Genomic DNA, 25046 nt, shown 5'->3' with positions numbered 1-25046 from the left:
GGCTAACCCCCTCTCAGGGGCGCTTGTGACAAGTGGGCGATCTGCGAGCCGGCGGCTATGAACGCCTAGCGACGGGTGTAGCGAACCGAGCCGACGCCGCTGCGTCAGGGCCTAGCGCCTGGAAACGCTCTATGGCGCGAGCTTGAGAAGCAGTTGCTCCACCAGCTCACGCCGCTCCACATCGCTCGCCGTTGGCGAGGCGATGACGACCTTGCCTTCGTCCATCGAGATCTCGGACGCCTGGCTCGAAAGGCGACGGGCCACGTCCTTGGCGGCCAGCGGCGGCAAGGTGAGAGCCACACCTTTGGGTCCGGCACGGACCTGACGAACATCCGCCGCGCGCGCCAGCGCCTGAAGCCGCGCAAGAGACAGTAGCGTCTCGACCTGATCGGGAATTGCGCCGAACCGATCTTCCAGTTCCTCCTCGAAGGCGTCGATCTGGTCCAAGGTCGCCATACGCGCCAGACGGCCATAGAGGCCAATGCGGGTCACCGCATCGGGAACGTAATCGATCGGGATCGAGCCGGATTCGCCCACCATCAGGTCCGGCGTCCATTCGCCGCCCTCGATCTCTCCGCGCGCCACGCGCACGGCGCGCTCGAGTAGGCGCTGGTAGAGCGCAGCGCCGATCATCTTGACGTGGCCTGCCTGATCCTCGCCGACCAGGTCGCCGCCGCCGCGAAGGTCGAGATCCCGGGCGCTGATCGCCAGGCCAGATCCTAGCCGGTCGAAGGCCTCAAGCGTCGACAGCCGCGCGCGCGTGGCCTCGGACAGGTCGGCCTCGGGATCGGACAGCAGGTAGGCGATACCCTGAACCCGTCCGCGGCCGACGCGCCCCCTGAGCTGGTGAAGCTGCGACAGACCAAAGCGATCGGGACGCCAGACGATCATTGTGTTGGCGCGTGGGACGTCCAGCCCGCTCTCGATGATGTTGGTCGCCAGCAGGATGTCGCCCTCGCCATCGGCGAAGCCGACCATCACCGCGTCCGCCTCGTCGGCGGACAGTCCGCCGTGGGCGATGCGGACCGACAGTTCCGGTGTCAATTTCGCCAGGCGTTCGGCTAGGGAAGTGATGTCCTCAATGCGTGGGACGACGACGAAGCTCTGGCCGCCGCGCCGCTTTTCGCGCAGCAGGGCGGTGCGCAGGCTGGCGGCGTCGAACGGCGCCAGGAAGGTGCGGATCGGCCGTCGGCGGGCGGGCGGGCTGGCGATGACGCTGACGTCCTGGATGCCGACCATGGCCGCCTGTAGCGTGCGGGGGATCGGCGTGGCCGTCATGGTCAGCAGGTGGCCGTCGACGGCCAGGCCGCGCAACTGGTCCTTGAGCGCCGCACCGAACTTCTGCTCCTCGTCGATGATCATCAGGCCCAGATTGTCGAAGACGAAGTCCTTGCCGCCCAGAGCCTGAGTGCCGATGACGATCCGAACCTCGCCGCTCTCCAGGCCTGCCTTGACGGCCCGCGCCTCGGCGGGCGTGACCAAGCGCGAAAGGTGCGCCACCCCAATACCGCTGCCGGAAAATCGGCGCTTGAAAGTCTCGACGTGCTGGCGAGCAAGAACGGTGGTCGGCGCGGCCAAGGCCACCTGCCGCCCGCTCAAGGCGACAGCGGCTGCGGCCCGCAAGGCCACCTCGGTTTTTCCAAAGCCAACATCACCACACACAAGACGGTCCATGGGCCGGCGGGACGCCAGGTCGGCGAGAACGGCCTCAATCGCCGCCGACTGGTCGGGCGTCTCGGGGTAGGCGAAGCGCGCGGCGAACTTGGCGTAAGCGGCCTTGGGCGGAACGATCGGTTCGCAGGTGCGCGCCTCCCTGGCCTTGGCCAGGGCGACCAACTGCTCGGCGGCCTCGTCGATATGCCGGCTGACCTCGGCGCGACGCTTGGCCCAGCCTTCGCCCTTCAGCCGGTCCAACGTCACCGCGCTGGCCTCGGCGCCGTAGCGCCAGATACGGCCGATCTCCTCAATGGGGGCCAGCAGGCTGTCGCCGCCGTGATACTCCAGCTGGAGGGTGTCGCGCTCGACGCCGTCGATCTCGACGGTCTTGAGGTCGCGGAGCACGCCAACGCCGTGATCCTCGTGCAGGACGACGTCGCCGATCCGCAGGTCGGGCTCGACCAGCAAGTCCTGTGGATTTGACACCGAGCGCGCGGCCATGCGTCCGCCGACCACGTCGCTTGAGGCGATCACAACCAGGCCGGCGGAAGGGTCGATGAAGCCGGCGTCCAGATCGACCTGCAGGCTGACGACCTGGCCCAGCTCGGCCGAGAGCGCCGCCTCCCAGTCAGCGACCGGCTCTGGCTTCACCGCCAGGCCGCGGGCCAAGGCCTTTGCTAGCGCTCGCTGCTCATGCCGCAGGCCGGTCAACACGACCCGACGATGAGCATCCCGCTGACCTTGGACGAAATCACAAAACGCTCGCCCGGGATTGCGCTGGAGCGCCAGATTCGGGATGGGCTGGATTGCATCCAGATCCAACGCGGATGTTTTCCAGCCTGCCAACGCAGATTGAAGCTGGTCGCCGACCAGATATAGCGCCGCCGGGTTGGAAGTCGTCGGCGCTTCCAGCCCGCCTAGAGTACGGCGGGCGTCGAAAGCCTCAAGCACATGGTCCTCGACATCAGCCAGACGGGCCATCGTTTTCGGATCCAGGGATAGAGAAGCGCGCGGAAGGATGTCGAACAGGGTTTCAAGAGCGCCATAGTGCTCGGCAAGCCCGTGCTCCAGGCCGGGCGGCCTGGGTTCTTGTATCTGCGCTAAGTCGCTGCCAGCGGAGAGCGGCGGCAAGATCAATTCGCTGGCCGGGCCGATCGAGAGGCGCTCGATTTCCCCTTCGGACCGCTGGGATAGCGGGTCGTAGCTTCTGATCTCCGCGATTAGGTCGCCGTCGGCCAAGGCGATGCGCGCGGGCCGGGATGCGTCTGCGGGGAAAATGTCGATGACCTCGCCCTGAAAGGCGATCTCGCCAGGCTCATCAATGCGATCGTCGGTGATGTAGCCAGCACGGGCGGCGAAGTGCGCGAGAGCGTCGCGGTCGAGCCTATGGCCTCGCTCCAAGACAACGAAAGCGTCAGCCAAGACCTCTCGGGGCGGAAGCTTTTGCACCAGGGCCTCCGGAGAAGTGACGACAATACATCGGCGATCCATGGGTTGGGTTAGACGTTGCAGAACGCGCATTCGGCGGCCCATCACGTCACGTGAGGGCGAAGCGCGGTCACACGGCAAGCAATCCCAAGGCGGCAGGACTAGGACTTCGACGCCAGGCGCCAAGCCCGCGAGCGCGCGGCCGATCTCCTCGGCGCGTCTTTCGCTCGAAGCGACGTGAACCTGGATTCCGCGTGCAGGGCTGCGGGAGAGCGCGGCTGCGATAGCGGAGGGTGGCGCTTGAATGGATTCCGAACCTGTAGGTTCTGGCTTAGCCCCTGGATGCAGCGTCTCACCAACGGAAGGGGCATCGGGCTCGTCGATCATGGGGCACTCTTGAAACGCTGCGATTGACGTGGCGTGCAGGCCAAACTCGGCGGAAGCGAGGAAGTTGCCGCGTTTGGATAACCGCGGAACGAGCACGTCGAGACCGATTTCAGGTCTCAGTGCTTGGGTCGCTTCTTGCCCTTATCGCGCCGTGGCGTGCGAACGGGGGGAATATCGTAGAAGTAGTTCTCACGCATATCCAACAGGGGGCGCCACACCGGTACACGCGTAGGAACTCCAGATTCGCCTGCGGTGCGGTTCTCGCCCGTGTCCGACATGGGGTGCCACCCCAGAACACGCGTAGGAACCGCGAGAGCGGCCTCCTTCACTCCCCCGGTCGCCGCGAGCGTCCGGAAAAGCTCTACGCGACAACCACTTATCACCAAGCTTGTCGGAGAGTGGACTTCCACTCGCTGGGCGACCGCGCGCAGCAGGTCGCGTCGATAGGCGCCGTCTTCCGCCCTGAGCATTTTGCGGGTCGCCTTGGCGAACTTCCTCAGAAGGTCGGGCGTCACCAGAGGGCCAAGACGTTCTATCGCCCGCTCAGCTCGGTCGGCGTCCTCGATAGCGGTGTCGCGTTGGGCGACGAGGTCGCCGATTCGGACCTTCAACTGCGGATCGGATGGACTGGCCAGGCCCGCCTCGATCGCTTCGTAGAGCCGGTGCAGCCGCGCCTCGGCTTCGGTGGCGCGTTTGCGAAGATCGGCGACATGCTTATGCCTTTGCTCGACCCACACGCTTCGGCGGTCGATGATGTTGGTCATCATCTCCGCCAGCCGACCTGGCTCGAGCAGTCGATTCTCCAGATGATCGATGACCGCCTCGTCGACCGCCTCCATCCGCACGGTGATGCCGCCGCACCCCGTCGGCCCCGACCGTGCCCGAGAGGCGCAGGTATAGTAGCGATAGGCGCCATTCTTGCCAGTCCGCAGCGTCATGGCGCAGCCGCACAGACCGCAGAAGCAGATCCCTCCGAGCAAGATCGGACTGCCGGAAAAACGGCCTCGCTCGCTTCGAGGATTGCGCCCCGCCATCAATAGCCTGACCGCCTCGAACTCCTCGGTCGATACGATCGGCGGGACGGAAGACACGATGTGCTCCGACGCGTCCTTGACTTCGCCGGTCTTGAACACCCGGCTGTTGAAGTGATGCTCGCCTTTGTAGGTCTCGCGGGTGAGCGTCTGATGCACCCCGCTGATCCCCCAACGGCCGCCGTCCCGCGTGCGGATGCTACGGTCGTTGAGATGGCAGGCGATGGCCTTCACGCCCAGCGGACCAGAGTTGTCCTTTCCCATCAGGGCGAGACGAAAGATCAGGCGCACGGTCTCGGCGTGTACGGGGTCGATCGCCAGCTTCCGTTTCATCTTCGCGCCGCGCAGCTCGGCGTCGACGACGCAATAGCCGAGAGGTGGCCGCGAGCCGTTCCAGAAGCCCTGGCGGGCGTTCTCCTTCATCGCGCGCAGGGTGTGCTTGGCGTTTTCCCGTGACTGGTACTCGTCGAACAGCGCCATGATCTGACGCATCATCAGCCCCATCGGGTCGTCGCCCAGTTCCTGGGTGATCGAGACCAGGCGCACGCCGTTGCGCGCGAGCTTGCGGGTGTAAAACTCGAACAGGAACTGATCGCGGAAGAAGCGGGAAAACGAGTGGACCAGAATGACGCTGAACGGCGCAGGCTTGGTCATTCCCTCGTCGATCATCGCCTGGAACGCGGGACGCTTGTCGTCCGTCGCCGAGCTGCCCGGTTCTGAGAATTCCGAGGCGATCGTCCATCCCTTGCTCAGCGCATAGGCGGCCAGCTGTCGCCGCTGGTCAGGAATCGACAGGTCGCTGTCGGCCTGTCGGCCGGTCGAAACGCGCAAGTACAGCGCCACGCGGCCGGCTGTTGAACGTGCAGGCTTGGCGCCCATGGTTTTGACTCCCGGTCAGGGCAGGGGGCCAAGCAACTGCGCCAGGACCCGGGCCATATGGGTCTCGACGACGCGGAGTTCGTGTTCCGAGATTGGAACCGCCTCCGGCCAATCGTCCGTGACCTTGATAGAGACGACTGGCGGTCGGCCCCGGGACATCGGCGCGGAGGATTTATTTTGCGCTGGACGAGGCGGGCGGCGGACCATGGCGCGACTTGCCGTCCGGACGCACCCTGGCGCAATCAGGGGGCGTCGAGAGACAAACAGGGGAAAACAAGCGGCGGGCCGCGCCGCGCGGCGCTGACGTTTCCGCCCAACGGCGCGTCAGTCGCCGCCGTCTTCGTTGGCGGGCCGGAAGGCCAGGCGCATGTCCCTGATTTCGGCGATCATTGCCGCCGCGAGGGCATGGACGCGTTCCCAGGATCGGGCCTGAGCGGGCGTGCCCGCCTTGGCGACCGCTTCTTCCATGTCGCCGCCAAGTCGAAGCAGCACCGCATCAAGGTCCATGGGGTCACCGACGAGCTCGCTGATATTGAGCAGGCGGGCGTAGAACAGGTTGGCGAGAATCTCGTTGGCCAGCGCGCGGTCGCGCTGACGCGCCAGTTCAGCTTCTAGGCGGTCGATACGCTCAGCAAGGTCCATGGCGGCCTCCAAGTTCTTGGCCGGCGCGCCTGGACCCACGTTCGGGCCAGGCGCGCCGCCGGGATGTCAGCCGTTGACGGCGTCTTTCAGTTGCTTTGCCGGCGTGAACGCCACCTTCTTGGAGGCGGCGATCTCGATCGCAGCGCCCGTCGAGGGGTTGCGGCCGGTGCGGGCCGGCTTGGCCTGGACCTTGAACTTGCCAAAGCCCGGGATCGAGATTTCCTCGCCCTTCACGGCGGCCTCGGTCAGCGCCTTGAAGACGCCATCGATCAGGGCCTTGGCCTGGGTCTTGGTCAGTTTGGGTTCGGCGGCCACGGCCGCATCGATCAGGTCCGAAACGTTCATCAGCACTGTCCTTGTTGAGAATCGAAGCCGAACCCTGCTGCGAGCGGACCAGATTGTCACGCGCCGCCGGCCGTTCGGGCTGGATGGTTCGAGGGGACCCCGTATTTCTCCGGTATTGCGCGGTCACGGATCCTGCGCCAGATTTGCCTCCGTCGCCGGTTGCGTGAGAACGGCCGGTGACAGGCCCGGCGGCGTGAGAAACGTCGGGCCACCCCCGTAGGACCCACGATCCGGCGGGTAGCGGCCTCGCTAGAAGAGGGTCCGCTCGCCCGCTTGCGCGGTCGGCTTCCCCAATATCGAGAGCAGCCGGCGGTCACGCTCGGTCCCGCGGCTTTCGCCGCTCCCTCGGGCGCGATGCCTGGGGGCAGGCCCCAGTAGAGAAGAATGGGGCCTGCCGCCGGCCGCTCGACGCCGCTTCCCGCCACGCGCATGCGCGGGCTCCTCGCAGTCTTCATCTTGCGAAGAGACGGCCGCTGGCGCGGCCTGGGGCATTGGTCGGGCCGCTCCGCGGGCTTGTCCTTCTGGCCGCTCCCGCGGCCGGCGGCTTAGGGCTCCGCCCCCAGCGCGCTACGGACCGGCTTCTGCCCAGCTTCGGTCGTCTCGACAATTTGGCGACAGCGGCAGTCGACGCCCTGCAGCCGGGTCCCCGCGAAGCCGGCCACTCCGCTTCACCCCCGGTCTCGCCGACGGGCGTCGGGGTCAGGCGCGCTTTTTGCGCCTGAACCCCGAGCCCCCAAAGGAGGCCATCATGTCCCTGCAAACCCAAACCCCGACGAACCCCGGCCGTGCGCCGGTGCAGTCCGGCGACGTGCATGAGATCGCCCTCAACAAGCTGAAAGCCTCGCCGCGCAATGCGCGGCGCGTCGGCCATACGGCCGACGATGTCGAGGCCCGCGCCGCGTCCATCCGCGTCAAGGGCCTGCTCCAACCCCTGGTGGTCGAACCGGAGGTCAAGGAGGGCGGCCAGGAGAGCGGCTATTACCTCGTCACCATCGGCGAAGGCCGCCGTCAGGCCCTCAAGCTGCTGGCCAAGCGCAAGCTGATTGGCAAGGCCGAGCTTGTGCGATGCGTGGTGGATACGCGGAACGACCCCGCCGAGATTTCTCTCGATGAAAACGTTTCGCGCCGCGACATGCACCCCGCCGACCAGTTCGAGGCCTTCAAGGACCTTGCCGACCGCAAGGGCTACGGGGCCGAGGAGATCGGCGCGCGGTTCGGGGTCTCGCCGCAGATCGTGCGTCAGCGCTTGCGCCTGGGCTCGGTCGCCCCGGCGCTGCTGGACCTCTATCGCGAGGACGCCCTGACGCTGGAACAGATGATGGCCTTCGCCGTCAATCCCGACCCCGAGCGCCAGATGCAGGTGTTCGCCCAGCTGCCCCAGAACAACCGCCAAGCCTATGCGATCCGCCGCGCCATGACCGACACCAAGGTCTCCGCCGATGACCGGCGCGTCCAATTCGTCGGCCTGGAGGCCTATGCCGAGGCAGGCGGCCCTGTGTTGCGCGATCTCTTCACCGAGGATCGCGGCGGCTGGATCGAGGATGTGGTGCTGCTCGACCAGCTTGTGCTCGAAAAGCTCGCCGCCATCGCCGTCAATGTCCGCGACACCGAGGGCTGGAAGTGGTCGGCGGCCTATCTCGACTTCCCCGGCGCTCATGGCTGCTCGCGGGTCTGGGAACGGGTGATGCAGCGTTCAGCGCAGGACGTCGAGGCCATCAACGCCTTGCAGACCGAGGACGCGGCCCTGACCGAGCAATGGGCCGATGTCGAGCCGCCGCCGCCCGAGGTCGCCGCGCGGTTCGAAGCGATCCAGGACGCCCTGGAGGCCTTCGGCGAAACCTACGGATACGACCCGGCCGAGAAGGCGCGGGCCGGGGTGTTCGTGGTCCTCAGCCAATATGGCGAGGCCCGCATCGATCGCGGGTTCGTGCGGCCCGAGGACGAACCCGCGCCTGAGCCCGAGGAAGTCGAAGGTGACGAGACGGGCCAGCCCGACGGAGAGGGTGACGAAGACGCGGACGGGTACGGCGGCGGGCAGGGCGAGGACGGCGAGGGTGACGACGCCCAGACCCAAGCCCCGGACGAGCCGGTCGGCGATGCGACCGCGCCGCTTTCGGCCCGGCTGGTCGCCGACCTGACCGCCCACCGCAGCGCCGCGTTGCGCGACGCCTTGGCGGGCGATCCCGACCTTGCTCTGGTCGCCCTGGTCCATGCCTTGGTCCTTCGGGTGTTTGGGGTCGGGGGCTTTGCCTCCTGCCTGGATATCCGGATGGGCTCCCATGTCTTGTCGAATGACGGCGATGGCATCGAGGACAGCCTCGCGGGTCTGGCCAACGCCGAGCGTCATGCGGCCTGGGCTCGGCAGATGCCGCAGGGCGCCGAGGCGATGTGGGACTTCGTCGTCGGCCTGGACGGCGACAGCCGCGCCAGCCTGCTGGCCCACTGCGTGAGCCTGTCGCTCAACGCCGTGCGCGGCTTCGAGCGCCGTCCGCTGGCCTTGGCCCATGCCGAGACCCTGGCCACGGCCCTGGACCTCGACATGACGGCCTATTGGAAGCCGACCGCCGGGCGCTACCTCGACCGGGTGACCAAGGCCCATGTCCTGGCCGCCGTGACCGAGGGCGTGTCGGCCGAGGCGGCGGGGCGCATCGCGGGCCTACGCAAGCCCGAGATGGTGGCCGCCGCCGAGCCGATGCTCGTCCAGACCCCCTGGCTCCCCGCCTTGCTACGCACGGTGAAGCTGGGCTTGGCCTCGGACTCCACGGGCGATGACGCCGAACAGGCCGTCGACGGGGCGGTGTCGGATACGGCGCAGGGCCAGAGCCCTTCGCCCGAAGCCGAACCCGACGCCGAGACGTCGGCGGCGGATGGGCAAGCGGATCAACCGGCTTCCCAGGTCGAGGCGCTTCAAGCCGAGCCTGAGGAGATTGCGGCCGAATAGCTGAAGGCGGGGCGGCCCTGGGCCGCCCCGCGCGTTCTTTCGATGGGAAGACCGGGGCGGCCGATCCTTTGGGATCGGCCGCTTTTGCGCATAGGGCGTCGCTATTTCCTGAGCGTCGCTATTTCCAGGCGCCGCGACGGGCGCGCTTGGCTTCGGCTTCGGCGGCCGCGTAGGCTCCCTTGCTGTAGCGGCGATATTCGGTGGCCAGGCCCGAGCGGATCAGGGCCGCGTTGATATCGGGCGAGGCGTCCGACCAACAGCGGGCGACATGGCGGCCATAGCGGTCGTGATCGACCACCCGGCAACCAACCCGCCCCCGCGTCAAGCTGACCAGCAGGTCGCGCGCTTCGTAGGCGAGTGGTTCGGCTGGGGTCTGGCCGCGCCGCACCTCGGGGGCGTCCACCCCAAAGAGCCGGATGCGATCGGCCCCGCAGCGCAGGGTGTCGCCGTCATGGACCTTGGGCGTGGTGCAGGCGATCACGGTGGCGGCGAGCAAGACAAGAGCGGTCATGGCGCCGGTATAGCTTGCAGGGCGCGCCTGGCCAGCGGCGAGCCGCGCCCGCCCCGCCGGATCGACGATGCAGGCTGGCCCGATCAGTCTTCCTTGGGGCCGTCGCCGCCCGGCCAGATCAGGCTGTGGGCGCCGTCGATGACGACCCAGGGCGGCATTGGCGACGGCGGCGGACACCGCGCCATCTCGCTTGACCGACAGGTCGTCATTGTCTCGCGGCGGGCCTTGCCCAGGTCGAGGCCAGCTCCACCTTCCCAGCGAGTCCCTCGGAAAGCGGGGCATGACGTCGGCCTCGTCGGTGACCGAGTGGAATGGGACGGGTTGAGCCCGCCGCCAGGATGCGGATGGCGCCCAAGACCTCGCGTCAGATGGGACGGCGAACGCGCCGAGGAAGCCATGATGGCCTCTCCAGGGATTTGGTCCGGGCGCTCCGACCGCGTCCTCTTCTGGCCTGATCTGACCGGGAGCCGGTCCGCTCCCGCAACCTCACGGCCGCCTTTCTTCCCCTGGGGGCTCACTGTGTTCTCTTGGCCCCCATTCCTCGCGAGACAAGAAACTTGGCCGTTTCGGTCCTTCGCCAAGGCTTCGGGAGCGCGCCCCAGAACGCTCAAGGGCTGGGGCAGGGCGCGCTCTGCGGGGCGGATGTCGGCCCCGGTCCAACGATCGCCATCGAGGCCGCGATCGGCGCGGCCCGGAACAAATCGGAGAGACCACCATGGCTACCATCGGCACCTTCACCGCCCATGCTGACGGCTCGTTCTCGGGCGCCATCCGCACCCTGACGATCGACCTCAAGACCGTCCAATTCCGCCCGGTCACCGACAAGGCCGGCGACAAGAGCCCCGATTTCCGGGTGTTCGCCGGGAAGGCGGAGCTGGGCGCGGCCTGGAAAAAGACCAGCCGCGAAAACAATGACTACCTGTCGGTCAAGCTGGACGACCCGTCGTTCGCCGCCGCCATCAACGCCGCCCTGGTCGTCATCGACGGCGCCCACAGCCTGGTCTGGTCGCGCAGCAACGGCCCCAAGGAGGACTGATCGGGCCAGCCCGCCCCGCCGATCCGGCGGGGCGGGCGCGGCTCGCCGCCTTGGCTCCAACGCCGTCGTCGGCTGAGAGGAGCGTCGCCCTAGGCGACGGCCTGGTCGGCCGGATTGGCGGGCATGGCCGCGTCGCCGCCCGGCGCGGCGGCCGCTTCGACCAGGGCGTAGCGCAGGGGCGGGAAGGTCGCGTCGGCCCCAACCTCGCCCGGCGTCTGCTGGGAGCCCGCCAAATGCACCAAGAGCTCATTCATGCCGTGCGAGACCGCATGGCCCCAGGCGGCGTGGCCGCAGTCGGCCTGGCGGCTGATATCCTGGGCCAGCTCCAGACAGAAGATCGTCCGGCCGCCGTCGGGGTCACGCCGGGCGAAGGCGAACAAGCCGGCCCCGCGCACGAAGCGGCCGTCATGGTGGTAGAGGCTCATGAACCGGACGCCGTCGATCACCACGCTGTCATCGCTCATCGCGCCGCTCCCAGGGTCCAATTCGCCAAATGTGAACAAACATAGAACATGATCCGCGCCCGAGTCGAATCCGTTGACGCCGAAGGCGAGGGCCGGCCGCCGATTCTTTGCCAGAGGGTCTCTCTCGTCGATCCGGCGGCCGGGTGGATTGAGGCGGCGGGGGCGACGGACCACAACCGTTTGGCGCGATCCGGACAGACGCCCCCAACCGCCCGCCAGGCGTCGTTGTTCAAGGTCCGCGCAGGCCAGACCGGGCCTCGCCGCTCCCCCCGGCGGACCCGGTCGCGGCGGCCCGGCAGACGGTTCCCCCACCGTCCGCCGGGCCGCCGTTCCTGGCCCCTCCCACCGTCCGGCGGGCCGGAGCCTCCCATCATGTCGATCATTGGTCACTTCCGCCGCGAGGGCGACGGGTTCACCGGGCGCATAGCGACCCTGGGCCTGGACGCCACCCTGCGGCTTGCCCCCGCCCATCGGGTCTCGGCCAAGGGCCCCGATTTCATTGCCCTGGTCGGCGACGCCACCGAGGTCGGGGCCGCCTGGAAGGCGGGCGACACCAGCGGCGCGCTGCTCAACATCAAGCTGGACGATCCGACCTGGGCCGAACCGGTCAATGCCCGGCTTATGGCGGCCGAAGACGGGGTCTTCCCGCTGACCTGGATCCGCAGAAGCGATCCGCCCGAACGGTCGGCCGCGCCGCCGCCGTCCGATTAGGGCTTGTCGTCGTCGCCGGGCTCGTCCTCGTCCGGCGGCTCGGGCGGCGCCTCATAGCTCTCGGTGATGGCCCGCTCGATATAGTTTTCGCTACTGGCGTCCTGCCGCGCGAAGAGCTTGAGCACCTCGTCGCGAATGAACCGGAAGCCAGACACCAACAGCGCCGAGGGCACGCGCGACAAGCGCGGCCCGACCTCGGCGAAAAGATCGCGGATCAGGATGTAGCAGGCGCTCGCCAGCTTGTTGTCCATCAACAGGACGGCCAGTTCGGGCCAACCATAGTGGATGGCCAGCAGAATGCCGACCGCGTCCGAACGGGTGGCCTTGGCGAACAGCCGGACCTTGTTGAAATCAAACTCGCGGCGCCCGGCCTCGAAATCCTGATAGGTCCGCAAGGAAACGCCCATCCCGGCCGCGGTCTCCGCGCCAGTCATGTTGCGCTCCTTGCGGACCATCTTGACGATCTTGGAGAGCAGTCTGGCCTGACGCGACAACGGCGTCTTTGGGGGGCGGCCATACTACGCTCCAGACCGAAATCAACTATAAGTACAGTAGGCCAGCGGCTTCGCCGTCCTGCAACTGCTTTGCATGTGTATGCCGTCCGCTGACGGAAGATTTCCCATACCAACGCTCGGCGCCCGGGTTTCTCGGCCCGGTTGCGCTGCTGTTGCGTATGGACCGGCAACGATCACGCACGGGATGCGCAACGATTTGGGACCAACGGGTCCAATCGTTGCGCATCGAATCAATCATCCACAGACATCTGCGGTTTGAGCCAGGGCGCGGCGGGGTTTGATCGACGTAGGCCGCCAGAGCGCGAGACAGTCGCCCTTCGATAGCCGGAGAGCTGATGTGGGCCGAGATCGTGATCCGTTCGAGCGGGCGTTGGAAGCGTTGCGGCATCGCATCGCCGAAGGCGGCTTGCCGCAAGGCGCGCCTCTGGCGGTCAATGCCTTGGCCGCCGACTTGGGCGTCAGCTCCACTCCCGTGCGTGAAGCCTTGGCGCGCCTGGCGGGCGAGGGCCTGGTGACCAGGACGCCGACTTCCGGTTACGCGACCGTGACCCGGGACCGGCGCGAACTTGCGGAGCTCTACGGCTTGGCCGGCCTGTTGGCGGAGGCCACGCTGGCGGTGCTGATCATCGCGCCCGACCAGCCGCCGCCGAGCTTTCACGAGGCGCTTGGCGCGGGCGGGACAGAGGTCTCCAGGCAGGCCTTCGCGCGTGTGCGTAATCAACTGATCCCTTTCGACGCCGCCGCGCTGACCCTGCTGGGCGATGCGGACCTGGCGGCGCTCGACCGGGCTTTGGCCGAGCGGCAACCGGCTCGGGTCATCGCCAAACAGGCTCGGCGCTACTATCGCCGGCGTGCGCGGAAGGCCGGTGAAATCCTGCGCCACGCCCTCGGCGTCGACTGATCAAATATAGATTTGAATATACAACCTCAGGGTGGCCTCCTTGGTGGGCCGCAACAAGCGGCTGTCACCAGCCCAAGGAGGTCATCATGACCCGCACCACCATCGCGCTGATCCGTCTCGGCTCGGCCAAGACCCTGACCCAAGCCGCCATTCCGTTCGGCCGCCTGGAGTCCAAGGATCCGCTCAACGGCTACGGCGTCTAGCCAACTGCCGCTTCGCCGCCGGCGCCCGGGCGCCGGCGGCGTCCTTCAATATCTTGCGACGGACCAGAACCATGACCAGCAAACCCCGTCTCCTCAGGATCGGCGCCGCCAAAGCCCTGACCCAAGCGATGCTCGTTACCGGCATGCTGGAGTCCAAGGACCCGACCAACCGCTGGGGCGTCTAACGCCCATCGGCCGTCGCCAGGCGCGACGTGCCCGCTGTCACGTCGCCGGCATGACTTGCGCCGGCGACGTCGACCTCAATCCTTCGGAGATCATCATGACCAAGACCCCTCGGCCCATCCGCGTCGGCGCGGCCAAGACTCTGACGCAGGGCGGCCTAGTCGGCTACCTGGAGAGCAAGGACCCCATCAACGCCTATATGCCGTGAACGTCTCTGAGACGGGGGAAACGGCCATGGCGCTTTGGCTCGCGCCGCAGGTCCACGCGGTGCGCATCGCCTCCGACATCGTCTTCTTGGACATCGCCTCCGACGCCTATCTCTGCCTCGCCGACGCCGCGCAATATCTGCGGCTTGGCCCTGGGGGCCGGATCGAGGCCGACCCACCCCAGGCCGCTACTGATCTCCTCGAGGCGGGACTGCTTGCGAGCCAAGGCGCTGGAACGCGGCACATAGCGCCGGCGCCGGTCGTGCGCGGGCTCGAGCCGGCCAAGGCTGCTCTTTCGGCGGGCGCGGTCGGCGCGGCAATCGCGGCGAACGCCAGGGCCGCCCACGCCATTCGTCATCTGTCGTTCGTCGAGATACTCGCCCTGGCCGGGACGCTCAGCGAGGAGGTTCTGGTTGGGCCGTCGGCGGCGCTGATCGAGGACTGCAGCCGCTTTGCGCGCATGGCCCCATGGCTACCGCGCGAGGGGCTGTGCCTGATGCGTAGCCTGCAACAACGCCTGTACTTGGCGCGGCGCGGGCTGTCGGCGGCTTGGATTTTTGGCGTGCGGACCTGGCCGTTCGAGGCCCATTGCTGGCTGCAGGCCGGCGACGTCGTCCTTGACGACACGCCAGAGCACGCGGGCAGCTACACCCCAATCCTGGTGATCTGACCATGCGAGACTATCTGGTCATCGAGAGCCAGGCCCAGGCCGACCCAGCCATACGCCGCGACGCCGAGGCGCGGCTGCTGGAGAGTGGAGCCTGGACCAAGGTCGCCGAGCGTCGCTGGTTTTCGGTGTTCGTCGAGGCGGCCAAGCCGCCGGCCTACCGTCATCTGCCGGGCGTTGCCGGTGGCTTGATCGGCGAGATCTTCGACAGTCAGGCCGCCCGAGAAGGGCTTGGCCGTCCACTCGACCTGATGGGCTTCGGCGCCGAGCCGGACGCCCTGGCCTCCAGTCTCGTTGACCGAGGCTTTGGCCGCTACGTCGCCATTTTCAATGATGATCGAGGCCCGGCCCGGGTGTTGCGCGATCCGCTCGGCGCGATGAACGCCCTCGGCTGGCGCCGGGGCGCCTTGCGGTTCATCGGCTCGCGGCTTCCGGACATGCGTGCGTTGTGGCCCATCGACTTGGCGCTCGATCCCGACGCGGTCGCCCAAATCTTGCGGCAGAAGAACCTGGCCAGCCTGACTTGCCCGCTGGTCGGCGTCCACGCGTACCCGCCTGGCGTGCTGGCGGACGCCAGCGGCCGAGGGCCCGCTCTGTGGTCGCCGGCCGCCTTTGTCCGGCGGGCGAGCTCGAAGGCCGATCCAGCGGATCTGCGTCAGGTCGTCGACGGCGTCGTCGCGGCCTGGGCGCAGGGACGGGCCGGCATTCTATGCGAGATGTCTGGCGGTCTAGACTCCGCGATCGTCGCCACAAGTCTGGCCAAGGTCGCCGCGCCGGTGTGCTATGGCCTCAACCACGCCTATCCGGAGAAGGAAGGCGACGAGCGCGGTTTTGCCCAGGATCTGGCCGACCAGGTTGGGGTCCCGCTGGTGGTTGTCGAGCGCGAGCAACTGGAGCTGACGCCTGACAAGCTCGTAGCGGGGGCGGGCGGCATGCGCCTGAACTATGCCGGGGGCGATCCCGATCATGACCTCGATCTCGCCGAGCGCCTGGCGGCGCCGGACATCGATATGCTGTTTACGGGCTCGGGCGGGGACGGGGTCCTCTATCAGCCGGCCCACCCCAGCCTGGTTCGCGACGTCTTGAAAGGCGTGGCCGGCTCGCCGCTGGCGGCTCTGGACGTCCTCGCCCGGCGTCAGAGTACGACGGTCTGGTCCATTCTACGGCGAGGTCTGGCGCCACAGGACCTGACCGTCGGGGGCGGCGTCCAGAGGTTCTTGTCCGACGCGGTGGCGGCCCGCCCCGCCGCCCTACATCCCTGGCTGGCGCAGGCCAAGGCCGTGGGCCCAGCCAAGCAGTTGCAGATCCTGATGATCGTCAACGGGCTGGGCGCATTTGGCGACACCCGCCATCATCAGGTCGCCGATGTGGTCGATCCCCTGATGAGCCAGCCGGTTGTCGAATACTGTCTGGCCGTCCCGGCGGGCGTCCTGGCAATCGGGACGCTCAACCGGCCGTTCGCCCGGCGCGCCTTTGCAGATCGCCTGCCATCCTCCATCCTGGCGCGCGGATCGAAGGGCGACGTCACCCGCTTTTTCCTGCAAAATCTCGCCGCCAGTCTGGATGCGCTGCGACCGTTCCTGCTGGAAGGCCGATTGGCGCAGATGGGCTTGCTCGACCTGAAGCGGGTGGACGAGGCGCTGAGCGCCGACCAGATGATCTGGTCCAATTTCGCCTCTCAGGTCTTCATCCTTCTTTCGATGGAGGCCTGGACCCGCCATTGGCCGCTCCAGGCCTCCAACGCCCAGTCGGCCTAGAGGGGCTGGCCGGCCTGGGGCCTCGGTGTCGGCGTGGGGGACGCCGGCGCCGGGGTAGCGGGCGACGAGGCGGCAGGTCTCACAGCCAGGGTCTCGTCCAGGAAGGCGAAGATGCGCTGATACTGGTCTCGCACATTGGCCGGCGAGGAGATGACATGACCCTCGCCGCGATAGGTCAGAAAGACCGCGTCCTTGTTTTGCCGATAGAGCGCTCCGAACAGTGATTGAGGCTGGTCGATGAACCGGTCCATATCGCCATAGATGATCAGCATCGGTGCGGTGATCTTGTCGGCCTTGAGGATCGGGCTGTTGCGCACATAGCGTTGCGGGTCGACCCAGGGCGGCGCGCCCATCCGGGCCTGCCCGGTTTCGTGCCACCCTGTGGCGGCCATGATGTGAAGGCCAGTTTCCGGGATGGTGTAGGTCGTCGGCCCCAGGATGGCATAGGCGCTGATCAGGTTGACGGCGCCGGCTCCAGCGATCACCGACCGGAAGCGTTTGGACTGGGTCGCGGCGGCGACGACGGTATAGCCGCCATAGCTATGTCCCCAGAGGGCGACCCGATCAGGATCGATCAAGCCCTGCTGGGCGGCTGCATCGACCGGGGCCAGAATCTGCTCGGCCATGCCCTCCGTCGGCTCGCGGCCTGCAAGATAGGGCATGGCCGGCACCAGGGCGGCATAGCCATGGGCAGCGAGGATCAGCGGATTGGTCGTTAGATAAAGGCGCCCTGGCGCCAGGGCGTTGGAGGGGTTCACCGGAGACTCTGGATAGGGCAGGACCACGACCGGCGGCTTGTCTCCGCCGGGCTTGGGGTGAGGTGGCAGATAGAGCCAGCTCACCAGGTCCTTGCCGTCCAGGCCCTTGTGCCGGATCTCGATCGGCTGAGCGAACTCGACTTCGGCGAGGGCTGCGTTGACGCGCACCAGCACCTTGGGCGAACCGGCTCTGGGCGTCCAGGAGACTGTCTGGACACCGTGGGCGTCGCGGATCTTCTGGACCGTCCCGGTAGGCGCGGCATCGACGAAACCCGCGTCGGCCGTGGCGACCGGCATGCGCGGACCGGGCCAAGGCAGGATGGGCGCGGCGTCGTCGGACAGGGCCAATTGGTTCAGCCGCGGCACGAAATTCTGGTCGCCGCGAAAGCCGGGCGGCCTCGTGCCCCGAGACCGAACCTTGGAGGACTCCACCCCCCAAGGCTGACATCCCGAGGAGGTCACCCGCCAGACCTTGGCCCCGGCCGCCACCGCCCACGCCTTGGCGGAGACCCCAAGGGCCTCAGCCTCGTCGGGCAGGCAGGCCGTCAAATTCTGGAGCCCCTTCTGCGAGATGCGCCAATAATCGGCGCGTCCGCCGCCTCGTGGTCGGGCCGCGACCACCGGATCGCCGTCCAGCCATTCGCCGCGCGCGAAACCTTGAGTGTCATAGGTTGGGCCAAAGTCTGGGAGCAGTGCGCCAAGGTCGAGAGCCTTGGCTTCGCCCTTGACGGCGAAGCGCCAGAACCGGCCCGCTGTGAACGGCACGTCGCCTTGCCGCGCGAAGACCAAAACCTCTTCGCCTTTCTCGGACCAGGCCAGCATACGCTCCATCACCTCGCAACTTTGGCAAGGAACGCTGATCTTGCCACTACCCAGGTCGACGATCTTCAGGCGCTGGAACCGCAGCGGCGAGGCCGTGGTTTTGGGACCCTCGTTCAAGGGCTGGATGTCTTCTTCCTCGATCAGCACGGCTGCCGACCGCCCGCCGGGCGCTATAGAGAAGTCGTCGATCGCGCCAGGGACCAGGGTACGCGCCGCGCCGGTGCGCACATCGACGGAGACCAGGCCCAGGTCCGGAGCCTTGGGCCGTAGGTCACGGTAGCGGCCGCTGCCGATCGCGACCACCGAGGCTTGGCCGCGAGCGTGGTCGGCCCACATGCTGGTCAGGCGCGCCGTGGGCTGGAAGCCAAAGCCGATCTGGAAATCGGGCCAGTCGGGGGCCACGGCGGCGACAAGGATCTCATCGTCGGAGCGCCACAGGATGTCCGGTCCAAAGGCCGGGATCCGCGGATGGACTCCAAGCCAACGCGCCTGGCCAGTCTCCAGATCGATCACGCCCAACTCGTAGGCGTGGCCGGTCAGCCGTCCCACGGCCAGGCGCTTACCGCCCGGCGAGACGCCCAGCGCCGTGTAGCCGGCTCCTCTGGGCAGTTGCAGGGGGCGCTCGACGCCGCCGGCGGTGATGTCGAAGACCTGGATACGCCCAAGGCTAAGATTGGTCTGGCGTTCCAAATCCCAGGTCGGGGCGCTGTCCCAGCGCTCGTAGCGCTGGACGACCAGCCAGCGTTGAGTGGGGTCGAGCTTGGCCGCACCGAGCTGTTCCAAGGCCAGCAGACGGTCGACGGTGAAGGGGGCGGCCAAGGCCGGCATTGGGAGCACCAACGCGCAGCCGACCGCGAACGCTGTATAGCGTCGCATGGTCGTTCTCCGATTATCGAGGGGGGAGTGGGGCTACCAGGCCTTGGTCAGCTGCAGGGTGACCATGCGACCCAGGGGATCGGCGTTGGCCGGGTCATACCCGATGGCCAACGGGTTGTCGTAAAAGGGCGGACCCTCGTCGAGGAGGTTTTGAACGTTCAGAGACCAGGTCAGGCCGTCGACGCCCAATAGACTCCTGGGCTGCCAGCGCAGTTGAGCGTCGATCGTCGTCCACGGCTTAACGCGACGTCCCGTGTCGGTGGTGCTGTCGCCCACGTGGTTGAGGCCTGCCGTCGCGCCGTAATCGCCGTGGGTCCAAGTGGCCGTAAGCCTGGCGCGCAGGTCGGCCGGGAAGCCGGCATGACCTGACAGTTCGGTCTCCACCGAGGTCGGTGTGGTCCGGCGCTTGTACCGCGTCAGCCAGGATAGGCTGGCGTTCAACGCCAGCGGATCGCCCAGCAGGGTGGTCTGGTAAGCGGCCGTGGCGTCCAGGCCCTGGACCTCAAGGCTGCCGGTGTTGACGTTGCGAGCCTCGACGATGGCGCGGTAGTCGGTGACATCATAGATGTCCGTGTTCAGCGCGTTTGGGCTGTCCATCAAGGCCTGCACCTTGGCTCGGTCCGCCGCGCTGGTCGCTGGGCTTACGAAGGTGCGGAAGGGCGCTAGGTCCGGCGCCGTCAGCGCCTGGCCGATACCGCTGATCACCGGCGAGGCGATCCGGTTGGTGAACCGGGTCCGGTAGGCCGAAAGCCCCAGGGTTAGCGCGGGTTTCGAGGGAGGACTGTAGGTTAGGCCCGCCGTCCAGGACTTTGCGGTCTCAGGCTTGAGCGCGGCATTGCCGCCTTGGAAGAACAGCGTGGGCACGTCGCCCGCCCCATAGCTCAGCTCCAGCGGACTGATTGTGAACGGCGACTGCAGCTCCGGCAGGGATGGCGCGCGAAAGGACGTCCCGTAGCTGCCCTTGACCTTGAAGCCGTTCCCGGGCTCCCAGACCACGCCGACCTTCGGATTGGCCGTGGAGCCGACGTCGTCATAGCTTTCGACTCGTCCGGCCAGCGACAGCTCCAAACGCTTGACCAACGGCAATGCGTTGGCCGCGGCAATGATCGGGATGTTCAGTTCGGCATAGGCGCTTTTGACGTCGCGGCTGTAGCGACGCGTGGCCTTGGCCGTGGGAGCGTAGGCGAAGAAGAAGCTGGCCCCGCCGGTGCGCAGCTCCTCGCGGCGAAGCTGGCCGCCGACCGCCAGCCGCACCGTGCCGCCCGGGAGATCGAACAGAGGCCCGTCGAAGGCCACGTTGGCCGAACGGATCTCACTGCGGAACTTGCTGAGGTCCCAGCCCGACAGGACGAAATCGAGTACGGCCGCCGGATTGGAGCCTTCGCCGATGAACGGATTGAAGTAGCCGTCACGTGCCGCGCTGAAGCTTGTCAACGGACTGTCGGGCGTCGTGCCAACCGCCTCGGCCAGCCGAGTGACGTTGACCTGGTGCGAGCCGCGACTGATCGTCAGTTCCTGTGCGTAGGTACCGTAGACGCTTGCCTTCCAGCCCGCCGGGAGATGGGCGTCCGCGGCCAGACTGACGCCGAGGCTCTCGGACATCACCGGGTTCGACACGCCTCCGATCTCTCGCGAAAACGAATAGCCCAGGCGCTCAAAAGGCTGGCCGGTCGGCGATACGAAAAAAGGGTTGGCGGCGGTGACGATCACCGTGGCTGAAGGCGGCAGATTACTGTTGGCGGTGTCGCGATGCGCGTAACGAAGGTCCCCGGAGAACGCGACAGGCCCGACATCCTGGGCCGCCGAAACGACCACGCTGTGCCGCGTCGAACGCGGAAGTACATCAATCGTGGCGCGCTGGTTCTCCAGATTGGCGCTGCCCAGCACAAAATCGGCGGGTGTGAGGCCAACACCGTCCTGACCCGCCGGCACCGCGTAGGCGGGCACATAGGACCCGGATGCGTCGGGCCGGAGGATATTGGCCGGCGCGGTGAAGGTGCTTCGTCGCCAATCGGATCCACCCAACGGGCGCAGGTCGGCATATCCGGTGTAAGGCCGATCGGTGGCGCGAAGTCGGCTGTTGCGCGTGTACTCATAGGCGGCCAGGAGTCGGCCGCCGCTCCAGGTCTTGCCGAGCGCCTGACTGAACAGATAGCGGTCGTATCCGCCGCGCGTGGCGGTCGCGCCGCTGGCGCGGGTTTCGCCGCCGTCGAGATCGGTGCGCAAGCGAATGTCGACGACGCCTCCGACCGCGTCCGCGCCGTAGAGCGCCGAGGCGCCGTCCAGCAGCACTTCAACCCGGCCCACGGCCGCGAACGGGATGGAGGAAACGTCGGCGAAGTCTCCGTAGTATCCGGCCCCTGACATGCGGCGACCGTTGAACAGCACCAGGGTGGCGTCGGCGCCGAGACCGCGCAGATCGACGCCCGTCCCGCGTGAGACGTTGGACCCCGTTGGATCCGCCCCGCTGGACACGGAGTCCTCGCTGGCGGTGCCGCCAAACGATTGGGTCATCGACGTCAGCGCTTCGCCGATGCTCGCATAGCCACCGCGATCCATGTCGTTGCGATTGAGGATGACCACCGGGGAAGGCCCATCGCTGAGGCCGCGAATGTGCGAGCCGACCACCACCTCGGCGACCGTGTTGTCGTCATCGATTGCGCTCGCCGAGGCCTGAGCCAGCTCAAGGGCCTCGATCGACGCGCCGCTCGCCTCACCGACGCGCAATCCCGCGGCGCGCAAGACCAGCACGCCAGGTCGGACCTGCTCGACCGAAATCCTGCTGCCGGCCAGTAGGCGCTCGGTCGCCTCACGCGCTGTGAACTTTCCCTGCAGGGGCGCGGCGCTGAGGGCCGCGACAAGGTCGCTTTCGAACAGGATCTTGATATCGGCCTGCCTGGCCAAGGCCACCAGAGAGGCCTGCATCGGGGCAGCCGGCAAGTTGAACGTAATCACCGGCTCGGCGGCGAGGGCGTAAGATGGCGCGACCGCCGCCGCCGCCAGAACAGCGACGCAGGCGCCGCTCAACAAGTCCCCAAGAACAGGTTTCATCGCTAGTTTCCCCCGCCGACGACGGGGGCGCTCAAGATGATGCGCTGTGGCCCCGTCGCTGGCTCTGGGGTGAGACGACTGGGGTGGCGTCGCAGGACATCGGCCTCATGAAAAAATTATGACATCACCCAAGTTCGCCCGCTTCCGGTTGCAATTCCAAGTCTCCATTTGGCCGGCGGACACTCTTGAGCCGGTAGAGCGCCGACACGGCCGCGATGAAATCGTCGTTGTCGCCGGCGGTAAACACGCCCCCGATCGGCCGCCCGACAGGCACGCCTGGCGCCAGGATGATCTTGTCGCGCCGGTAGCGATTGAGTTCGGCCACCGCCTCGGAAAGCGCAACGCCCTCGAAGGTTACGCTGCCGGTCGTCCAACTGGTGGCGGACGGCACGTCAACAGATTGGGCAATAGGCGCTACTTTAACCTTCGGACCAAGCGCCAAGGCCTGGCCGGCCGTCAGACGCCAGGGCGTCTCGCGCACGGACTTGTCAGTAACCTCGACGCTGCCCTGGGCGAGAACCACGCGCATCGTCTGCCCAAGGCGGCGCACATCGAAGCGCGTTCCGAGCGCGCGCACTTCGGCATCGCCTGAGACCACGATGAAAGGGCGCTGCGCATTGTGAGCGACTTGGAACATGGCCTGGCCGCGCAAGAGTTCGATGCGACGCTGCCCCGCTGAATATCGAACCCTGACGGCGCTGTCGGTGTTCAGCTGGATCCGAGACCCGTCCTCAAGCGTCGCGCTGAACGTCTCGCCGATACGGGTCGAGTAGGTCGGCAGGCGCAGCACCGCCGCCGCGCCGATCGCGGCGACCACGCAGGCTGCCGCGAGGATGCCGATCGCGCGCGGCGATGTGCGCCAGCTCGCGAACCGTTGACGGCGCCGCGCCGCGCCGCGCGCCAACGCATCTGCCTTGGCTTGGCGTATGTCGGGATCATCGTTCAGCGTGAGCATCGCGCGGTTGATGTCCTCCAGCCGCTCGTAGGCCGCGCGATTTTCGGGTTTGGCTTTCCAAGCCGAGAACGCTTCAAGCTCCTCGGTTTCTATGGGCGGCTCGTTGAGCCGGGTGAACCAGTCGGCGGCCTCGCGGACAGGGCGAGGCGCTTTCTTCGGGTCCTTGATCATCGCGATCGCGCCTTAGTCCTGCATGGATGCCGCGACCAAGATGGCGGCTCGTCGCACCCGATCCTTCACAGTGCGCTTGGTGAGTCCGAGCTGCAACGCGATCTCCCCATGCGTCAGGCCGTCGAGGCGGCTCATGATCAAACAATCGCGCAACTCTGGCGGTAGGGCCAGCATGATCTGCTTGACCGCAAGCGCCATCTCCTGGGTCGCCGCCGTCGATTGCGCGGGGAAGGCGCCGCGATAGGTCGCGTAGTCGTTCTCCCGCTTTTCTCGGCGCCGCTGATCCGTTGCGAGGTTGTTGGCCACGTTGAGCAGGAACGCCTTGGGGTGCTGGACCTTGCCCTGGGCCTCGTGCGCGGCCGTACGCAAATAAGCCTCGTGCGCTAAGTCGTCGGCTTGGTCGCCATAGCGCCGGCGCAGCACGTCGCGAAACCATGTGTCATAGCGTCGGCACAGCGACTCAACGGCGAGCGCGAGGTCCGAGCGCGGGGGCACGGGAGGGAAGAAGCCATCCATCGGACGATCCACCAGAGATTGCCCCACAGAATCCTACGGAAAAAGGATCTTTAAAAGATACTAAATCGGACAAGAGGTCGTTTTGAGAGGCTGTGTGTCTTTCGCCTAGTCACGGAACATTGCGCTCTGTCGAACGAGTGGACCGGTGCATGGCAAGGCTGGAGGAGCAATTCGGGGCTTTCGTCCGCCATCACCGTAAGAGATTGAATCTCACGCAGCCGCAGTTGGCCGAGAAGATTGATCGCCAACTGAACGCGATCAAAAACATCGAGAGCGGCAAGAAGGGCACGACGTTCGAGACCATTGATCGTTTGGCTCAGGCCTTAGAAGTCGATCCGCGTGATCTGTTCGGCTGCGGCGATTTCGCGGCCCGCAGTGATCGGGATGACTCGTTGGTCGACATCATCAAGCTGCTTTCGCCGCTTTCAGAGCCTGAACTGGCGGCGATCAAAGTGCTGGTCGAGGCTGGTCTGAAATTGCGCCGAACATAGTCGCGTGTCGAACGGCAGCATTTGAACGCGCTCTGTACGGCACGCTGCGTATCGTTCCGCTAATCGTCGCCGTGACCAGATCGACATATTGCCGAAAGCTCGCTCTATACGCCCGTTTTGATAGTGAGAAGATGCGCACGCGCATGGAGCCTGTCGCCATAGTGACATGGCCGCCGCGCACGCCACCTCGGGCACGGATCGGGCGCCGCGCGGCAGCGACGGCGGTGGCTGGCATACGTTTCTACGGCTTACGATCCCCGGCCTTTGCTGGGAGTTTTTGCGCCGAAACCCTGCATACCGGCTCCACTTCGATGATCTGAAGCACGGGGGCGCACTGGAGACGCGGTGGGGCCTGAGCGCGCCCGCCGATCCCGATCTATCCGCCGAGGCCGCGCGTGTGGTGTGGCGTGCTGACGCCGCGCCGGGCTTGGTCGTGCCTTTGGAGCGGCGATCGTTCGGAGCGGCCAGGACGCTTCCGGCCGTGAATGGCGCGCCGGTCGATGGCGCGGACGGACGACATCTGAGGCTGGCGAGCGGCCTGCAGCTGCTGTTCCGCGGTGATGCTGCGCCCGACGGACCGCTGATGATCGTGCTGTCGTACGACGAGGACTTCAATCTACGTGTTCGAGCCGTCGACGCCTTGCGGCGCGCCACCCAGACCGACGCGCCGCCGAGGTCGCGCTTCAACACCGAGCAACGAGCGCGCTTGGCCCGCAGCCTTTTCGCGCTCGATGGGTCCCTCCGAGCGCAAAGCTACCGCGACATCGCCGCCGGCCTGTTCGGCGACGAAAACCTCGACAGCGACGCTTTCAAGACGTCTTCCCTGCGTGACGTCACCATCCGGCTGGTGCGCCGAGGCCGAAGCTTGATGGCGGGCGGCTATCTCAAGCTGCTGAGGGCCGGCTTCTAGGGTGGCGAAATCAGGCCTGGGCCATCTTCGCCA

At 67.0% G+C, this 25046-nt stretch carries 19 protein-coding genes; 8 read left to right on the top strand and 11 right to left on the bottom strand.

Going from position 1 to position 25046, the window contains the following annotated elements; genetic code table 11:
• Positions 1-129: 129 nt before the first annotated feature.
• The 4 genes from CSW62_RS13285 to CSW62_RS13265 all read right to left on the bottom strand — a co-directional run bounded on the left by CSW62_RS13285 (position 130) and on the right by CSW62_RS13265 (position 6368).
• Entirely contained in the window at positions 130-3078 is a 2949-nt protein-coding gene (locus tag CSW62_RS13285; protein WP_233206679.1) for a TRCF domain-containing protein, read from the bottom strand.
• A gap of 509 nt (positions 3079-3587) precedes the next feature.
• Positions 3588-5381 carry a recombinase family protein gene (locus CSW62_RS13280; protein ID WP_099578503.1) on the bottom strand — a complete coding sequence of 598 codons (1794 nt, stop codon included), beginning with the start codon at positions 5379-5381 and terminating at the stop codon, positions 3588-3590.
• A gap of 324 nt (positions 5382-5705) precedes the next feature.
• Positions 5706-6035, bottom strand: a complete 330-nt coding sequence (locus CSW62_RS13270; protein WP_143324391.1) for a hypothetical protein — start codon at positions 6033-6035, stop codon at positions 5706-5708.
• A gap of 54 nt (positions 6036-6089) precedes the next feature.
• Positions 6090-6368: an HU family DNA-binding protein gene (locus CSW62_RS13265; RefSeq protein ID WP_099578495.1), complete on the bottom strand. Its 279-nt coding sequence runs from the start codon at positions 6366-6368 to the stop codon at positions 6090-6092.
• 748 nt (positions 6369-7116) lie between these two features.
• On the opposite strand from CSW62_RS13265, the gene CSW62_RS13260 reads away from it, so the two are divergent.
• The gene (locus CSW62_RS13260) at positions 7117-9309 is read left to right on the top strand and encodes a ParB/RepB/Spo0J family partition protein (protein ID WP_099578493.1); all 2193 of its coding nucleotides are present in this window, start codon (positions 7117-7119) and stop codon (positions 9307-9309) included.
• 118 nt (positions 9310-9427) lie between these two features.
• Here CSW62_RS13260 and CSW62_RS13255 read toward each other — a convergent pair whose 3' ends face one another.
• The gene (locus CSW62_RS13255; RefSeq protein WP_099578491.1) at positions 9428-9820 is read right to left on the bottom strand and encodes a thermonuclease family protein; all 393 of its coding nucleotides are present in this window, start codon (positions 9818-9820) and stop codon (positions 9428-9430) included.
• 715 nt (positions 9821-10535) lie between these two features.
• On the opposite strand from CSW62_RS13255, the gene CSW62_RS13250 reads away from it, so the two are divergent.
• Positions 10536-10856, top strand: a complete 321-nt coding sequence (locus CSW62_RS13250; RefSeq protein ID WP_099578489.1) for a DUF736 domain-containing protein — start codon at positions 10536-10538, stop codon at positions 10854-10856.
• 89 nt (positions 10857-10945) lie between these two features.
• Here the strand turns inward: CSW62_RS13250 and CSW62_RS13245 are convergent, their stop codons facing one another.
• On the bottom strand, positions 10946-11320 hold the full coding sequence (locus CSW62_RS13245) for a hypothetical protein (protein ID WP_099578487.1): 375 nt from the start codon (positions 11318-11320) through the stop codon (positions 10946-10948).
• Between the two features lie 372 nt (positions 11321-11692).
• Here CSW62_RS13245 and CSW62_RS13240 point away from each other — a divergent pair, with 372 nt between their 5' ends.
• Entirely contained in the window at positions 11693-12031 is a 339-nt protein-coding gene (locus CSW62_RS13240) for a DUF736 domain-containing protein (RefSeq protein WP_099578484.1), read from the top strand.
• On the opposite strand, the gene CSW62_RS13235 is transcribed toward CSW62_RS13240, so the two are convergent.
• Positions 12028-12525 (bottom strand): helix-turn-helix domain-containing protein, encoded by a 498-nt coding sequence (locus tag CSW62_RS13235; RefSeq protein WP_099578482.1) that lies wholly within the window; start codon positions 12523-12525, stop codon positions 12028-12030. The two genes, CSW62_RS13240 and CSW62_RS13235, sit on opposite strands and share 4 nt — an antisense overlap.
• A 358-nt stretch (positions 12526-12883) precedes the next feature.
• Between CSW62_RS13235 and CSW62_RS13230 the strand changes: the two genes are divergently transcribed.
• From CSW62_RS13230 to CSW62_RS13220, 3 genes are all read left to right on the top strand, one after another.
• On the top strand, positions 12884-13447 hold the full coding sequence (locus CSW62_RS13230; RefSeq protein ID WP_158235434.1) for a GntR family transcriptional regulator: 564 nt from the start codon (positions 12884-12886) through the stop codon (positions 13445-13447).
• 620 nt (positions 13448-14067) lie between these two features.
• Entirely contained in the window at positions 14068-14709 is a 642-nt protein-coding gene (locus tag CSW62_RS13225; protein WP_143324390.1) for a lasso peptide biosynthesis B2 protein, read from the top strand.
• A 2-nt stretch (positions 14710-14711) separates the two neighbouring features.
• On the top strand, positions 14712-16463 hold the full coding sequence (locus tag CSW62_RS13220; RefSeq protein ID WP_099578476.1) for an asparagine synthase-related protein: 1752 nt from the start codon (positions 14712-14714) through the stop codon (positions 16461-16463).
• On the opposite strand, the gene CSW62_RS13215 is transcribed toward CSW62_RS13220, so the two are convergent.
• From CSW62_RS13215 to CSW62_RS13200, 4 genes are all read right to left on the bottom strand, one after another.
• On the bottom strand, positions 16460-18919 hold the full coding sequence (locus CSW62_RS13215) for a prolyl oligopeptidase family serine peptidase (protein WP_099578474.1): 2460 nt from the start codon (positions 18917-18919) through the stop codon (positions 16460-16462). The genes CSW62_RS13220 and CSW62_RS13215 overlap by 4 nt on opposite strands.
• Before the next feature lie 33 nt (positions 18920-18952).
• Positions 18953-21946, bottom strand: coding sequence for a TonB-dependent receptor (locus CSW62_RS13210; RefSeq protein ID WP_233206678.1), 2994 nt, complete (start codon positions 21944-21946; stop codon positions 18953-18955).
• Between the two features lie 148 nt (positions 21947-22094).
• Positions 22095-23096 (bottom strand): FecR domain-containing protein, encoded by a 1002-nt coding sequence (locus CSW62_RS13205; protein WP_099578470.1) that lies wholly within the window; start codon positions 23094-23096, stop codon positions 22095-22097.
• Positions 23097-23108: 12 nt separating this feature from the next.
• Complete coding sequence (locus CSW62_RS13200; RefSeq protein WP_099578467.1) at positions 23109-23612, bottom strand: RNA polymerase sigma factor; 504 nt, start codon at positions 23610-23612, stop codon at positions 23109-23111.
• 149 nt (positions 23613-23761) lie between these two features.
• On the opposite strand from CSW62_RS13200, the gene CSW62_RS13195 reads away from it, so the two are divergent.
• Both CSW62_RS13195 and CSW62_RS26940 read left to right on the top strand, forming a co-directional pair.
• Entirely contained in the window at positions 23762-24103 is a 342-nt protein-coding gene (locus tag CSW62_RS13195) for a helix-turn-helix domain-containing protein (protein WP_099578465.1), read from the top strand.
• A gap of 166 nt (positions 24104-24269) precedes the next feature.
• Positions 24270-25013: a DUF2285 domain-containing protein gene (locus tag CSW62_RS26940; protein WP_233206677.1), complete on the top strand. Its 744-nt coding sequence runs from the start codon at positions 24270-24272 to the stop codon at positions 25011-25013.
• Positions 25014-25046: the final 33 nt, after the last annotated feature.

Source organism: Caulobacter sp. FWC2 (assembly GCF_002742625.1).
Classification (GTDB): domain Bacteria; phylum Pseudomonadota; class Alphaproteobacteria; order Caulobacterales; family Caulobacteraceae; genus Caulobacter.
Note: the sequence above shows the minus strand (reverse complement) of the source record. Positions and strands in the feature narration are given on the sequence as shown.